General features: G+C 39.8%; 15 protein-coding genes and 2 riboswitches. Of the genes, 13 read left to right on the top strand and 2 right to left on the bottom strand.

All coding sequences use genetic code 11. From position 1 onward, the window contains the following. The first annotated feature begins 166 nt into the window (after positions 1-166). From NST76_RS10390 to NST76_RS10450, 13 genes are all read left to right on the top strand, one after another. Positions 167-1,084 carry a hypothetical protein gene (locus NST76_RS10390; protein WP_036122444.1) on the top strand — a complete coding sequence of 306 codons (918 nt, stop codon included), beginning with the start codon at positions 167-169 and terminating at the stop codon, positions 1,082-1,084. Between the two features lie 89 nt (positions 1,085-1,173). Next, a complete protein-coding gene (locus NST76_RS10395; protein ID WP_036122437.1) occupies positions 1,174-2,151 on the top strand; it encodes a thymidylate synthase in 978 nt (325 codons plus the stop codon). 87 nt (positions 2,152-2,238) lie between these two features. Next, entirely contained in the window at positions 2,239-2,517 is a 279-nt protein-coding gene (locus NST76_RS10400; protein WP_342545172.1) for a hypothetical protein, read from the top strand. Positions 2,518-2,562: 45 nt separating this feature from the next. After that, on the top strand, positions 2,563-2,769 hold the full coding sequence (locus NST76_RS10405) for a hypothetical protein (RefSeq protein WP_036122432.1): 207 nt from the start codon (positions 2,563-2,565) through the stop codon (positions 2,767-2,769). Between the two features lie 107 nt (positions 2,770-2,876). After that, on the top strand, positions 2,877-3,290 hold the full coding sequence (locus tag NST76_RS10410) for an Rrf2 family transcriptional regulator (protein WP_342503828.1): 414 nt from the start codon (positions 2,877-2,879) through the stop codon (positions 3,288-3,290). A 70-nt stretch (positions 3,291-3,360) separates the two neighbouring features. Beyond that, positions 3,361-3,990 carry an NAD(P)-dependent oxidoreductase gene (locus NST76_RS10415; protein WP_036122408.1) on the top strand — a complete coding sequence of 210 codons (630 nt, stop codon included), beginning with the start codon at positions 3,361-3,363 and terminating at the stop codon, positions 3,988-3,990. Positions 3,991-4,144: 154 nt separating this feature from the next. Next, the gene (gene aspA / locus NST76_RS10420) at positions 4,145-5,563 is read left to right on the top strand and encodes an aspartate ammonia-lyase (RefSeq protein ID WP_036122404.1); all 1,419 of its coding nucleotides are present in this window, start codon (positions 4,145-4,147) and stop codon (positions 5,561-5,563) included. 174 nt (positions 5,564-5,737) lie between these two features. After that, positions 5,738-6,982 carry a methyl-accepting chemotaxis protein gene (locus NST76_RS10425; RefSeq protein ID WP_342545173.1) on the top strand — a complete coding sequence of 415 codons (1,245 nt, stop codon included), beginning with the start codon at positions 5,738-5,740 and terminating at the stop codon, positions 6,980-6,982. Positions 6,983-7,584: 602 nt separating this feature from the next. Beyond that, positions 7,585-7,965: a PH domain-containing protein gene (locus NST76_RS10430; protein WP_036122398.1), complete on the top strand. Its 381-nt coding sequence runs from the start codon at positions 7,585-7,587 to the stop codon at positions 7,963-7,965. Positions 7,966-8,136: 171 nt separating this feature from the next. After that, positions 8,137-8,610, top strand: a complete 474-nt coding sequence (gene tnpA, locus NST76_RS10435; protein WP_342545175.1) for an IS200/IS605 family transposase — start codon at positions 8,137-8,139, stop codon at positions 8,608-8,610. A gap of 307 nt (positions 8,611-8,917) precedes the next feature. Further along, a complete protein-coding gene (locus tag NST76_RS10440) occupies positions 8,918-9,391 on the top strand; it encodes an 8-oxo-dGTP diphosphatase (RefSeq protein WP_051891649.1) in 474 nt (157 codons plus the stop codon). 326 nt (positions 9,392-9,717) lie between these two features. Beyond that, positions 9,718-10,071: a GNAT family N-acetyltransferase gene (locus NST76_RS10445; protein ID WP_230593807.1), complete on the top strand. Its 354-nt coding sequence runs from the start codon at positions 9,718-9,720 to the stop codon at positions 10,069-10,071. A 321-nt stretch (positions 10,072-10,392) separates the two neighbouring features. Then, a riboswitch (cobalamin riboswitch) is annotated at positions 10,393-10,577 on the top strand. A gap of 227 nt (positions 10,578-10,804) precedes the next feature. After that, positions 10,805-11,527, top strand: a complete 723-nt coding sequence (locus tag NST76_RS10450; protein ID WP_036122392.1) for a hypothetical protein — start codon at positions 10,805-10,807, stop codon at positions 11,525-11,527. Positions 11,528-11,564: 37 nt separating this feature from the next. Here NST76_RS10450 and NST76_RS10455 read toward each other — a convergent pair whose 3' ends face one another. Continuing rightward, a complete protein-coding gene (locus NST76_RS10455) occupies positions 11,565-11,870 on the bottom strand; it encodes a hypothetical protein (RefSeq protein ID WP_342545178.1) in 306 nt (101 codons plus the stop codon). Positions 11,871-11,946: 76 nt separating this feature from the next. Further along, complete coding sequence (locus tag NST76_RS10460; RefSeq protein WP_330493396.1) at positions 11,947-13,884, bottom strand: translation factor GTPase family protein; 1,938 nt, start codon at positions 13,882-13,884, stop codon at positions 11,947-11,949. 182 nt (positions 13,885-14,066) lie between these two features. Continuing rightward, positions 14,067-14,254: riboswitch (cobalamin riboswitch) on the top strand. The last annotated feature ends 40 nt before the right edge of the window (positions 14,255-14,294 follow it).

A 14,294-nucleotide genomic window follows, 5' to 3' on the forward strand; every position in this document is an offset into this window, starting at 1 on the left:
GATAATAATCTCCTATATATTATCGCTAATTATTGATAAATTTGGAATACCGAAATAACGTGTTTCGGAAAACCACTATTGCCTTTTCGGAATAACGAAATAGTGTTTTCGGACATGGCTATGATACGGTGAATTTAATTATTGTGACGAACAGGGGGTCTATTGCGTGAAAAAAGGCATTTGTACATTTATTCTTTTTTTCCTCATCGCTATGATTACCATTCCATTGACCACGAAGGCCAAAATGGTGAATCAAGATAAAGTCGAGGTAGAAATCGGTCTCATTGGTAGTGATCATCATTTTGTCTATAAGATTCCGAAGCATTTACATAAGGATATGCCCTATACAGACATGAAAAACGGTATTCAAGCTTCCTTAGCTAGTCATTGGGACATTGAAGAGGCCCGTTTCGAAGCCAATAAGTCGGATGTTGCCTATACCTTTTATATTCAGGATTTATTTCAAGAAAAGCGAGATGGCCAGCTAAAAGTAGCAATCCCATATCGTAATTTAGTAGGAATGTTTGGGGAGCAAGATCCCATTCAATTGCGTATTTTAGCGAGTAAATTATCGAGTTGGACTGTCAATACAAAGGACTGGACAGCGTTTGGCTTTATGGAGCCTTTTACTGTTTTAAGTGAGCGTGAATATGTTTATGAGGGAGCAGTTAATGATTTATTAAACCAGAGGGTTGGTCATTTTGATGGCACGATACAGAAAAGTCAATTGCTATTATACAGCATCATTTATTTTTGCTTTATGGCGGTCCAACTGCTTGCTTGCATGATTTTGTCTAGGCGTTTAAAAAGAAAAATCATCGAAAATCCAGACAATATGCACCAGTTCCGTAAACTTAATTATCTGTATCAATTGTTACCGATTTTGATTATAGTTGCCCAAATCGTATTCCTCGTGTTATCGGGCTTGATTACGGCATTCGGGCTTTACTTTAGCCCTGGCATTGATTTATTAGTCATCGTTGGACCGATTTTATTGAATATTATCTTACTGCCCACTTTTTTCGTCACAACCGAGAGTGAAATTTCACGGGAGCTCAATAACAATTCCTATCATTCGGGCTGATGACAGCTTTATTCAACATTTGACATACGAAAATCCGCCATGTAATGGTATAATGGTCAACAGCAAAAGTGAGGAGTTGTTGAACAAAAATGATGCATCCAGAAATGGCGTACTTAAATTTACTACAACATATATTAGAAAATGGCACGAAAAAAGAAGATCGGACAGGGACAGGTACATACAGTGTCTTTGGTTATCAAATGCGCTTTGATTTAAGCAAAGGTTTCCCACTTTTAACGACAAAGCGTGTCCCTTTTAAGCTGGTAGCGAGTGAATTATTGTGGTTCATTAAAGGGGATACGAATATCCGTTATTTATTGCAACATAATAATCATATATGGGATGAATGGGCATTTAAAAAATGGGTGGAATCAGATGCCTATACAGGACCTGATATGACCGATTTTGGCCGCCGCTGTTTAGTGGATGAGTCGTTTAATGCCTTGTATCAAAAAGAGCTGGCTTCATTTTGTGAGCGTGTCTTAACGGATGACGACTTTGCGCAGCAATACGGCGATCTCGGTAATGTCTATGGCAAGCAATGGCGTCATTGGACTACATCTGATGGCCAGAGCCTTGACCAGCTACAGGATGTTATTGATCAAATTAAGCATAATCCTGACTCACGACGTATGATTGTGAATGCGTGGAATCCTGAGGATGTTATCAATGCGGGGGCAAAGGGCAGTAAAGCGGCATTACCGCCATGTCATGTGATGTTCCAGTTCTATGTGGCGAATGGTAAATTAAGCTGTCAATTAATGCAACGAAGCTTAGATACATTATTAGGCTGTCCGTTCAATATTGCTTCTTACGCTTTATTAACGCATTTAATTGCACATGAGTGTGGACTAGAGGTTGGCGAATTTATTCACAGCATTGGGGATGCTCATATTTATGCGAACCATGTGGAGCAAGTGAAAGAACAGCTATCACGGGAGCCAAAGGACCTACCGACATTGCACATCAATCCAACTAAAACATCGATCTTTGATATAGAGCTTGAGGATTTATCCATTGAAGGATATGATCCGCATCCAGCTATTAAAGCACCGATTGCCGTATAATCCTAGCAGCAGCCGTCTTGGTTGCTGTTTTTTTCGAACGAAGCACTAGGTCTAACGATTTGTTTTACTAAATAGGTAAGCAGTTGGATGACTGGACGAATAGTAGTTGATTATAGTAATTATGGGATTACTAGCATTATTTGGAGCGAGTCAGTCCATTATCGTGTAGAGGTGAAAGTTGTGAAAAATACAATAGTACTTCAAGCAGATGAATGTGAGCGGCAGCCGAGTCATCAACGGCAAAAACAGGGTGCTACACAACAGGTGTGTTCTTGTAACACGACGAAATTATCACAGCAGCAAATTCACAAAATGATGCAAATCATCGAAGAAATTCGTTTGAAAGGCTATAAAGAAACACTATAAATGTAAGCGCCTTCTAAGCTATAATGGCTATGGAGGTGTTTTTTTATGAATGTAATTTTTGTCGATTCATTTTCTGGAGAAGAGTTATTACATACGGTGTCACATGATGTGGCTGGTATATTGGCTGCAACTCAGGGAGAAAGTGTGACATTTCCAGTCGGTCATTTCAAATATGAATTTCATAACTTAGATTTTTATGATGACAATGGACAAATACGTCAGGAATTAGTGATATATGTGAAGAAAATATAGACGGCGTATTTGATGTAACAAAACGGAGAAAATAAATACAGGTGACAAAAAGGGCTTGCTTTTTTTTGCACCTGTAACTATAATGGTTACAACAGGTGGTGATACATATGGTGAACAGTCGATTTTCGGTGGCGATCCATATTCTTTCTCTCATTGCTACAACATCTGATAAAAGCTTACTCACGTCCGACTATATGGCTGGGAGCGTGAATACTAATCCCGTTGTTGTAAGACGTATGATTGGCGTTCTAAAAAAGGCTGGCTTACTGTCATCACATTCGGGCATGGCTGGCTATGAGCTATTAGTCGAGCCAAAGGATTTAACACTTTTAGCTATTTATCAGGCGATGAATGGGCCAGAGCAGCTTTTTGCGATTCATGATGAGCCAAACCCAGAGTGTGCAGTAGGGCGGAAAATCCAACATACATTGGAAGGTGTCTATACATCTGTTTGGCAGGCAATGGAGGAGCAATTACAAGCACAGACGCTACAGGATGTGCTGGATCAACTTCGTACTTAGACGGAGATGGTCTTTTTGTATCCAACCTGTAACCAAAATAGTTACAACTAAAATCGAGGAGGAATAAATAATGAAAATTGCCGTAATTGGTGCAACAGGGAAAGCGGGACAAAAAATAGTAGAGGAAGCGTTACAACGAGGTCATGACGTAACAGCTATCGTTCGTTCAGCAGCTAAAGTGACAGCCGCTATTCCAGTGCTTGAAAAAGATGTCTTGGATATAACAGCAGAAGATGTGAAGGGCTTTGATGTCGTTGTGAATGCATTTGGTGCGCCAGCAGGACAAGAACAGTTACATGTAAAAGTGGGCCGTCATTTGATTTCGATTTTCAAAGGGATTGCTACAAAATTAGTTGTTGTAGGTGGTGCAGGTAGTTTATTTGTGGACCCAGAGAAAAAAGTGCGTGTGATGGAAACACCAGATTTCCCAGCAATGTACTTAGCGACAGCGCAAAATCAAGGACAAAATCTAGAGGATTTACAACAATCCTCTATTACGTGGACATTTATCAGTCCATCAGCATTTTTTGATCCAGAAGGACCACGTACAGGTCACTACACAGCAGGTGTTGACCATTTATTAGTCAATGACGCGGGTGAAAGCTATGTCAGCTATGCTGATTATGCGGTTGCTGTCGTAGATGAATTAGAAAATCCACAGCATGTAAATAGCCGTTTTACAGTGACATCGAATAAATAATAAAGGCAACCGAGCGTAGGAAATGCGCTCGGTTTTTAGCGATTTCTTTGCTTTTTTGAAGGATTTTTTTCGTTTACAGAAAAATGACTGTTTACAATACGACTTTTATTAGCTACTATCAAGTGTGAGTATTACATAAAAGGAGACGACAATGATGTCAACACAACGTATAGAAAAAGATTTTTTAGGTGAGCGCGTATTACCAGCAGAGGCTTATTACGGAATTCAAACATTACGTGCAACGGAAAACTTCCCAATTACAGGCTACACAATTCACTCTTCACTTATTAAAGCGATGGGGATTGTGAAGAAAGCAGCGGCTTTAAGTAATATGGAAGTACACCTATTATCAAAAGAAATTGGTGAGGCAATTGTCGAAGCAGCACAAGAAGTAATTGATGGCAAATGGGATGCAGAATTTCTTGTAGACCCAATCCAAGGTGGAGCAGGTACATCCATCAATATGAATGCTAATGAAGTCATCGCCAACCGTGCCCTAGAAATCTTAGGGAAAGAAAAAGGTGACTATCACACAGTAAGCCCAAACAGTCATGTTAATATGTCCCAATCAACAAATGATGCGTTCCCAACAGCTATTCATATCGCTGTTTTAAATTTAATAGATGAATTATTAGTAACGATGGATTATATGCAATCGGTTTTCCATCAAAAAGCAGAGCAATTTGCACATGTCATTAAAATGGGTCGTACGCATTTACAGGATGCCGTGCCAATTCGCTTAGGACAAGAGTTTGAAGCTTATTGCCGCGTGATTAACCGTGATATCGTACGCATTCGTCAAACACGTCCAAATTTATATGACGTGAACATGGGTGCAACGGCTGTTGGAACAGGTTTAAATGCCTTCCCAGATTACATTAAATCCGTTGATGAGCATCTTGCTGAAATTTCTGGTTTACCATTAAAAGGTGCGACACATTTAGTGGATGCAACACAAAATACAGATGCTTATACAGAAGTATCAGGCGCTTTAAAAATCTGTATGATTAATATGTCTAAAATCGCTAATGACTTACGTTTAATGGCTTCAGGTCCTCGTGCAGGCTTAGGAGAAATCCTTTTACCAGCTCGTCAACCAGGATCTTCGATTATGCCAGGTAAAGTCAACCCAGTTATGCCAGAGGTACTGAACCAAGTTGCCTTCCAAGTGATTGGTAATGACCATACGATTTCACTAGCATCTGAAGCTGGACAATTAGAATTAAACGTAATGGAGCCTGTTTTAGTGTTTAACTTAATTCAGTCCATTAGCATTATGAATAATGTTTTCCGTGCGTTTACGGAAAATTGCTTAAAAGACATCGAAGCAAATGAAGAACGCATGAAAGAATACGTAGAGAAAAGTGTAGGGGTACTAACGGCTGTCAACCCACATATTGGCTATGAAGTAGCAGCACGTCTTGCGCGTGAAGCAATTCTAACAGGTCGTTCTATTCGTGAGCTTTGCATTGAAGAAGGTGTCTTAACAAACGAACAATTAGACTTAATATTAGATCCATATGAAATGACACACCCAGGTATTGCTGGCTCTAGTATCATGAATTTAAAATAATTCCAACATCAAGACTGTAGACATGCTTTACGAGCTGTCTATAGTCTTTTTTTATGCAATCATCAATAGGCTTGTGTCTTTGTTCTTATAAAAGAGAGCGTATCCTTATGATTTTTAGGATTTTTCAACTATAATAATGGTATGGAAGACATATTTTAGTTGGGGGAATTTGGAATGAGTTTACGAAAAAAGAGTTTACTTGGCTTTGCAGTTTTAAATGTCTTAATGATTATTATTCTCTTTATTGATTTAGCCAATGTAACGACATTAGAATGGCTTTCGACTGTATTAACCATCGTAGGAATAGCCATTACATTAGCTTACACCGTATATGTTCATTACAAAGTGATACAGCCTATCAAACAATTAACAGAGGCTGCACAGGGTATTACGGCAGGCCAATTAGATACAGTTGTCATCGAGGTTCGTGACAAGAGTGAGATTTCTCAGCTAGCGCAATCCTTTTTAGAGATGCAGGAACAATTACGCACAATGACACAAAAAATTGCGCACAGCTCTACAGATTTATCAGCAAGCATCGAAGAATTATCCGCAAGTACGAATGAAATTACGGTAGCTGTGGAAGAAGTCGATCAACAAATGGAGAAAACGTCAGAGGGCTTGAAGCAAGCGGCACAATCTGCCAATGATAGTGCTAATGCTATGCAAGAAACTGTCGATGGAATCGGACGAATTACGGAAGCCACTCAGGATGTGTTTGATCATGCAAAAGATGCCAATGAGATTGCAGGAAATGGAGCGAATATTTTACATGTGGCGAAGGAACAAATGAAATTTATTTCTTCTTCAACCGAAAAAACGAGCGGACTCATGCAGCAATTATCCAATAAAATGACAGATATTAAATCGATGACTGAGATGATTACAGCTATTACGGACCAAACGAATTTATTGGCATTGAATGCCGCCATTGAAGCAGCTCGAGCTGGAGAACATGGGAAAGGCTTTGCAGTTGTGGCAGAGGAAGTGCGTCAATTAGCAGAGCAATCCAAGCATTCTGCTGCACAAATCGTGGACTTAGTAGTGGGCATTGAAACTGACACGAAACAGGTAGCATCCTCAGTGGAGGAGGATTTAAAAAATGTTCAGCAGGGTGTCTATGTCATTGATGAAGCAACAAAATCCTTTGGCACGATTTCACAGCATGTTAGTCAAATGACGAGCCAGCTTGAGGATATTTCAACAACAGCTGAACAGCTTTCTAGCAGTGCCAATGAAGTAGCTTCCACTGTGACAACGATTGCTAATGGTATGGGTAAGCTATCGCATTATACAGAGGCTGTTTTACATTCAATGGATGAACAAACAGCCTCAATGCAAGCTGTCAATCATGTGACACAGGATTTAAGCGTACAAGCTGATAATTTACAAAAGCTAACAAATCAATTTCAGGTTTAAGCAAGAAAAACATATTTTCAAGGTTTTTTAGCCCTGAATAGTTATCTAAGAACAAGATGATTTTGCCTCCACAGATAGCTATGCACAAAGGTGGTTTCAGGCGATAGATAAGTAATTTGAAATGCACTTCCTGTCATTAGAATGGGAAGTGTTTTTTATTGGCGGACCAACGTAATTAATTTCTTAGTGAAATCCTTAGAGATCACGTAGATTGTATGCGTAACCTTAACCTACATTCAGCTACTGATTTGTCCTTTTTCACCTTACCAAAGGTGATAGCCATATTTGTTTCTAGCCGTATCCTCTATTTACACCATATTGACAACACCTTCATTTTGGCAGCTGTTGCCATCGCTTCTTGGAATAATTTGAGTGATTCTTCATTCCCATCCTCTTTAAAAAAATCGCTATTTACCTTACCAAAAGAGATGCTAACCTTAATCAGCTTCCTCTCTTCATCACAGCCTAAACAAATGCTAGTAGAGAGCCTATGATTACGTGCAATGCTTCGCCTTTATAGACTCAATAAAACCATTATTTCCTGTCGTAGCGCTATCTTCTTTGTAATACATTAAATAAATGACAATGAAAGGGGCCAGGAGATGGGCTTATTTGATGGATTAATCGGCAATGCGAGCGAGGTGAATTTAGAAAAATTACAGGAGGAGGTCCGTGATTTATTGATTCCAAACGAAACAATCAAAAATGCCTATAAAATTATAAGAGACACGTTTATTTTTACGAATAAACGATTAATCCTTATCGATAAGCAAGGGGTGACTGGCAAGAAAACCGAATATCATTCCATCCCCTATAAAAATATCGTTCATTTTTCAGTAGAAACAGCCGGGACATTTGATTTAGATGCAGAGCTCAAAATATGGGTGTCAGGCAGTTCGTTACCGATTCAAAAAAACTTCAACAAGGCGACGAATATTTACAAAGTGCAAAGTGTTTTAGCGCAGTATGTTTTGGGGACGTAATGTATGGTACTAAAAGCCCGCATTTATGCGAGGCTTTTTTGTTGTGTGCTTTGAAAACCCCCTGCTATGCAGGGGGTTCCAAAGCTTTTAGCTATGGACAATAAAAAAACTCCAAACGTACAATAAAGTCAGGTCTAGTCAACCGACTTCGTACGAAAGGAGCCACCATAAATGGATAATAAAAGTTTAGCACATACAACGTGGAATTGTAAGTATCATATCGTTTTTGCGCCAAAGTATAGAAGGCAGATTATTTATGGTCAAATTAAAGCAGATGTTGGAAGAATATTGCGCCAATTATGTGAAAGAAAAGATGTAGAAATCATAGAGGCAACAGCCTGTCCTGACCACATTCATATGTTGGTAAGTATTCCACCGAAATTGAGTGTATCTGCGTTCATGGGTTATTTAAAAGGGAAGAGTAGTCTAATGATTTTCGACCGACATGCGAATTTAAAGTATAAATACGGTAATCGTCAATTCTGGTGTCGAGGATACTATGTGGACACAGTCGGCCGAAATAAGAAAAAGATACAAGGGTATATAAAAAATCAATTACAAGAAGATATCCTGCAAGATCAAATGACGATGAAAGAATTCATTGATCCATTCACAGGAGAAGAAATCAAGAGAAAGAAAAAATAAGTAAGCCGCTTTAGCGGTTTGTGTGAAAACGGAGTGCGGTTGGCAGACCATTCGAAATGTCTTTAGACATGGGCCAGTACCCCAGCGTTTCACGCGCAGAGCAAACCACCAGTTATACTGGTGGTTCTGATTGTGCAAAGAAAGGATGATATAGATGAGGAAATTACCTTGTGAAGGGTGTAAGGGATTCCAGTTCCGATTACGAAACAGGCACATAATGTAGAGAAGGTGTTAAGAGATAATGAAGTTGTTTAACTAAGAAGGACACATATATGGTAATATTTATTTAAAAAAGATGGAGTGAATTATGAGTAATTCTATTAATTATAAAATATGGACGGTGTGTATGATTCAAAGTGAAGAGAAGGTTTTACTTCTGGATAGACAGCACGACCATTTCAAAGGTTTTATTCCACCGGGTGGTAAAGTTGAATTTCCTGAAAGTATTGTAGAAAGTGCTATCAGAGAAGTAAAAGAAGAAACGGGGTTAGAAGTTAGAAACCTTATTTATAAAGGGCTTTATGAATATGTTAATCCAGTCGCAAAAGATAGATATATGATATTTAATTACATAACAAAGGATTTCGAGGGTGAACTCTTGAAAGATGCTCCAGAGGGGAAAGCGGTTTGGGTAGATATAGAGAACGCATATAAACTTCCTATGCAGCCATCGATACGGAGAAGATTTCCTTTATTTTTTCAAGATGGAACATTTGAGATTCAAGTTGAATGGAACCACGAAGAAAATAAAGAAGGGAAAGTTACTATACGTCACACCTAAAACTTGTTATTGGACTGACAGGGGGCAATCGTTCAATAGAGCAGTCGCTTTTCAATAACATCGAGGTCAGTTCAATACATATATATGTGAAGAATAAATAATGGGGCTTAAATTTACCCACTTTGTTAAATAGTTTAACTTTCAATATCTAAATGGTAGAGAGGGATTAAGAATAGCTAGAGAAAATTCTAAAATAAAAGGTGCTTGACCGTCCTTTTGTTTATTTAACGAACGGTGCATATTGTTGAAGAAGAAATTTTATAATAGTGATTTATTAAAGAATAGGGAAGTGGCAGTAACCATGAACTACATAATCAGATTAGCGAATGAAAACGACTTATCGGGTTTATGATAGTAGAAATAATAAAGATCTATTCACGAATTATTTAAAGCAATTTGCAAAAAAGGAATTATATTTGGTAATTGCTGAACAAGACGCACTTATATTAGGTTTTGGAGTTCTTAAATTAAAAGGTACTTTGCTTCCTAAATTAAGTGACCTATATGTAAAAGAGGATTATCGTGGTAATGGTATAGGTTCAGACTTAATGAGGTATAGAGAAAATATTGCAAAGAGTTTAGGACATTCTGAAATATTTGTGAGTGTTGACCCGATAGAAAATTCCAACATGATAAAGTTAATTAGCAAACACGGTTACGAACCTATCTCTTACCTATAATAAAACCTACACAAGAATTGATTTCAAGAAGTTGTTGAAATAACGGGGCTAGTTGAACAAGATTTAAACAACTTTAAAGAGCCTTCTTATAATATAATTTTTGTATTTTTTGATTAGAAATAACTTTATTATCATTTTACAGAAAGCAATTAAAGTGATGCTCAGTGTGACATGAGGAAAACCTAGTATTCTATGCATCCATTTTACATGGAATTATTTTGAAATAATTAGTATTTTTTAGCATAAATTGACTTTGGACATACAATACTTTACAATGATTAGCTAAGGAATAGAGAATTTTCGCAAATTTCCTTACCAACTGAATAGCGTGTAGTAATAGGTGTAAATTGCGTGCAATTTGCTTAAAAGGGAAGTCGGTGCGAATCCGACACTGTCCCGCAACTGTAAATGTGAGCGACTTTTCAGCAACCACTGTCAAATGATGGGAAGGAGAAAAGTGGCAATGACCATGAGTCAGGATACCTGCCTGTTACGAGTACACACCAGTAACCTACGAGGAATAGGAGGTGGCATGTTGACAAAACAGAATGCTCTGTTCGTCACGGTACGTCAAACGCCCAAAGTAAATGAAGGGGTTCGCAATCGGGCTCATTTACACATACTTAGGGTTTGTTTGGCATTAGGTGATGAACGAAGATAAGCGAAGGATTTCCTCAAAAATGGTAGGAAGTCCTTTTTGTTTTGACATTATGTACGCAAAGGGGATGCATGTATGACTTCTTTAGATATGAACATTTGTAAGCAGCCACGCACAGAAGTTGCCAAGAAAGCGAAAACAAGAATGGCGGTCGAATCATTGATTGACCAATTATTAGCAACGAAGCTGATCCGCAATGATCGCTTCTTTGACCAAATTTTATATAATAAAGAAATTATTTGGATACAAAATGGGGATGTGGACGGGCATCTTTTCGCGAAGGCAGCGGTAACCGATCAACTGAAAACGAAGACCAATAGCTTTATGATGTATATGCCGACTAACCCGATTGTCTATGAGGTTAACGGGGAGTCATACCATTTAATTACACGCATTGATTCCACACGTGCCAAGCCCAACCTTGACCGCCTGTCACTGGAGCCAAAGCCTGTTTTAAGTGCAGCGCGTGTCAATGATGTATTATGCTCGATTGTGATGCGTTTTTATGAAACATATATCCACGATTTAGCGCCTCAACATGATAAGTTAATAGCCTTTGTGCAGCAGGAATATGCCCAATTTATTGAAGCGGTTCAGGCATTAAATGATTACCATTTCAACTGGCATCCACGCGGCAACGGTCACGAGCTATTGCTGCAATTAATTGATCAACTGCAAATTTTAAAAAGTTATCCTGGTAAAGTGCTAGTTGATTTCACAAACACGCATGACTACGTGATTGTCGAGCCTGCATACCTTGTGCACAGTCCTACAAAGAAAGCAGTAGGTGCATTATAAACTCAAGCCCTCCATCAAACGGAGGGCTTGTTTTTATTTATTTGAAGGGAGGGGGTAAATACTCTCGTTCGAGCAGGGAATACTCGCGGAAGCAGATGAAATACTCTCGTTCGAGCAGCGAATACTCGCGGAAGCAGATGAAATACTCTCGCTCAAGCAGCGAATACTCGCGGAAGGAGATGAAATACTCTCGTTCGAGCAGGGAATACTCGCGAAAGGAGATGAAATACTCTCGTTCGAGCAGCGAATACTCGCGGAAGGAGATGAAATACTCTCGTTCGAGCGGGGAATACTCGCGGAAGGAGATGAAATACTCTCGCTCCAGCAAGGAATACTCGCGCAAACAGGGTAAATATTCTCGCTCAAAGCAAGTAAACACCCGCGCAAGCAAACGGCTTCGCGCGGGCAGGATCACCTACTTACAGACAATGCATGGCTGCTTGTGCTTCGTGCCAAGGAACAGAATATCCTTTGCCCTTCGCACAAAAGATGCTGGAGGAGCTGTATTCTGGGTCGGCATTTTTATCGTAGCCCATGTGCGAAATAATTTCCTCTGCATTATGGCATACATCATAGCCATCAAATTGGAGTGTGAGTGCGCCCTTACCATTGGTATAGGCCGCAAAGGTTGTGCTATAGCTCATTAGGGTGGCGACGGGCGCTCGTCCCGTTAGCACAACATCTGTTTCGGATAAGATGGGGTCATCGAATGTACCAGCAGCTTGCTGTATGTCGCTCATCATGCGGCCGATAAAGTCGTTCGAAGCCTTCATTTTAAAGCGATAATAAGGTTCAAGCAGGATGTTCTGTGCTTGCTCAAGTCCTTGACGTAGCGCACGGAAACTAGCTTCTCGGAAATCGCCGCCCGATGTATGTTCATTATGTCCGCGACCTGTTAGCAGTGTAAAATGAACATCTGTCAGAGGGAAGCCTGTGAGTAAGCCATGGTGATCACGCTCAAACAGGTGCTTTTCAACAAGGCGTTGGTTGCCTACCGATAAATGATCCGCATGGCAGGCATTGCTAAATGTATTACCTACTCCTCGCGGATTGGGCTCCATTAGTAAATGAACTTCTGCATAATGCTTGAGGGGCTCAAAATGACCATAGCCTGTCACCGTCGTCACAATGGTTTCCATATATAAAATTTGGGGCTCGCCAAAGGAGACCGTTAATGAAAAACGCTTCATTAACACTTCTATCAGTACCTCCAACTGAATAACGCCCATAATGTGCACATGGATTTCCTGGAACTTTTCCTGCCAAACCACACGTAAGGAAGGCTCTTCTGCTTCTAGTAAACGGAAAATTTGTAACACTTCCTTGATATGCTGATGGCCCTCATATTGAACCTTTGCCTGTAGCGTTGGGACAAGCTCATAGGGCTGTGACAGCATAGTAGTGCCGATGCGGTCTCCAATATTGGCCTGACTAAGTCCTTTAACAGCAAAAATCTCTCCCGCTTCAACCTTTTGGACGGTATCAAAGCGACTGCCATTATAGAGGCGAATTTCAGTCACTTTTTCTGTCACTTCTTCAAACGAAAATTCATCCCGAACATGTAAAACGCCCTTGATAGCCTTCATAAATGTTAAACGCTGGTGGCCGTCATGACGAATTTTAAAAACCTCCCCCTCAAACGGTGCATTCACTTCAAAATGGGTGTCTGTTAATAGAGGGAGCTGGGCAAGCAATTCCTTGATGCCCTCATCCTTTAGGGCAGACCCTGTAAAGCAGAGGAAGGCACATTCCTTTTGAATCATGGTCTGTAGCTGAGTAAGACATTGCTCATGCTCCAATGACTCATTCAAAAAGGCATCGAGCAGCTCTTCATTACGCTCAGCCAACCATTCCATGATGCTGCTTGAAACATAATCAGTACGAAGCGGTTCATCGACGAACAGCACCTGCTGGGAACAATCCTTGCGGAGCTGTGTCATAACGGCCTCCACATTGGCTCCTTCGCGATCAATTTTATTGATAAAGAAGAATGTTGGGACATGGTATTTGCGTAAAAGCTGCCACACGGTTTCCGTATGACCCTGTACGCCCTCGACCGCACTAATGATAATAATGGCATAATCCATCACACGAATGGCGCGCTCCATCTCAGGGGAGAAGTCGACATGCCCTGGTGTATCAATCAACGTGTATGTATCGTCGCCTATGTTCATGCGACCTTGCTCGGCAAAAATGGTAATACCACGCTTGCGCTCTAGCTCATGATGATCGAGAAAGGTATCCTGATGATCCACTCGACCACGAGCTTGAATGCTTTGTGTATGAAAAAGTACTTGCTCAGAGAAGGTTGTTTTACCTGCATCCACATGCGCAAGTACACCAATTGTTTTGTACATAACATATCCTCGTTTCTATCTATAGCTATCTTTTCATTGTAACAGAATACTAGCCTATATATTTCTTGTAAAATAGTTCGTATTTTTGTCGAAATAGTGCTAATATAATGATGATTATATATTTAGCAACATACTACTGATTGAGCTACAAATTTTCTTCTGCTAGTCTATCAATAGTATTAACCATTATAGAACGTATTGGTGCAAATGGCATTTGTCATTTGCTTAAAAGGGAAATCGGTGCAATTCCGATGCTGTCCCGCAACTGTAAATGGGGAGTCTGTACAGCATGCCACTGTAGTTTAACTATGGGAAGGCGTATAGATGATGAACCTAAGCCAGGATACCTGCCAGTATGTGTTTTTTGACTAAGAACCACGAGGATGGGGATAGTGATAAAGGTAATGTAC

The organism is Lysinibacillus sp. FSL W7-1291 (genome assembly GCF_038593415.1).
Classification (GTDB): domain Bacteria; phylum Bacillota; class Bacilli; order Bacillales_A; family Planococcaceae; genus Lysinibacillus; species Lysinibacillus fusiformis_D.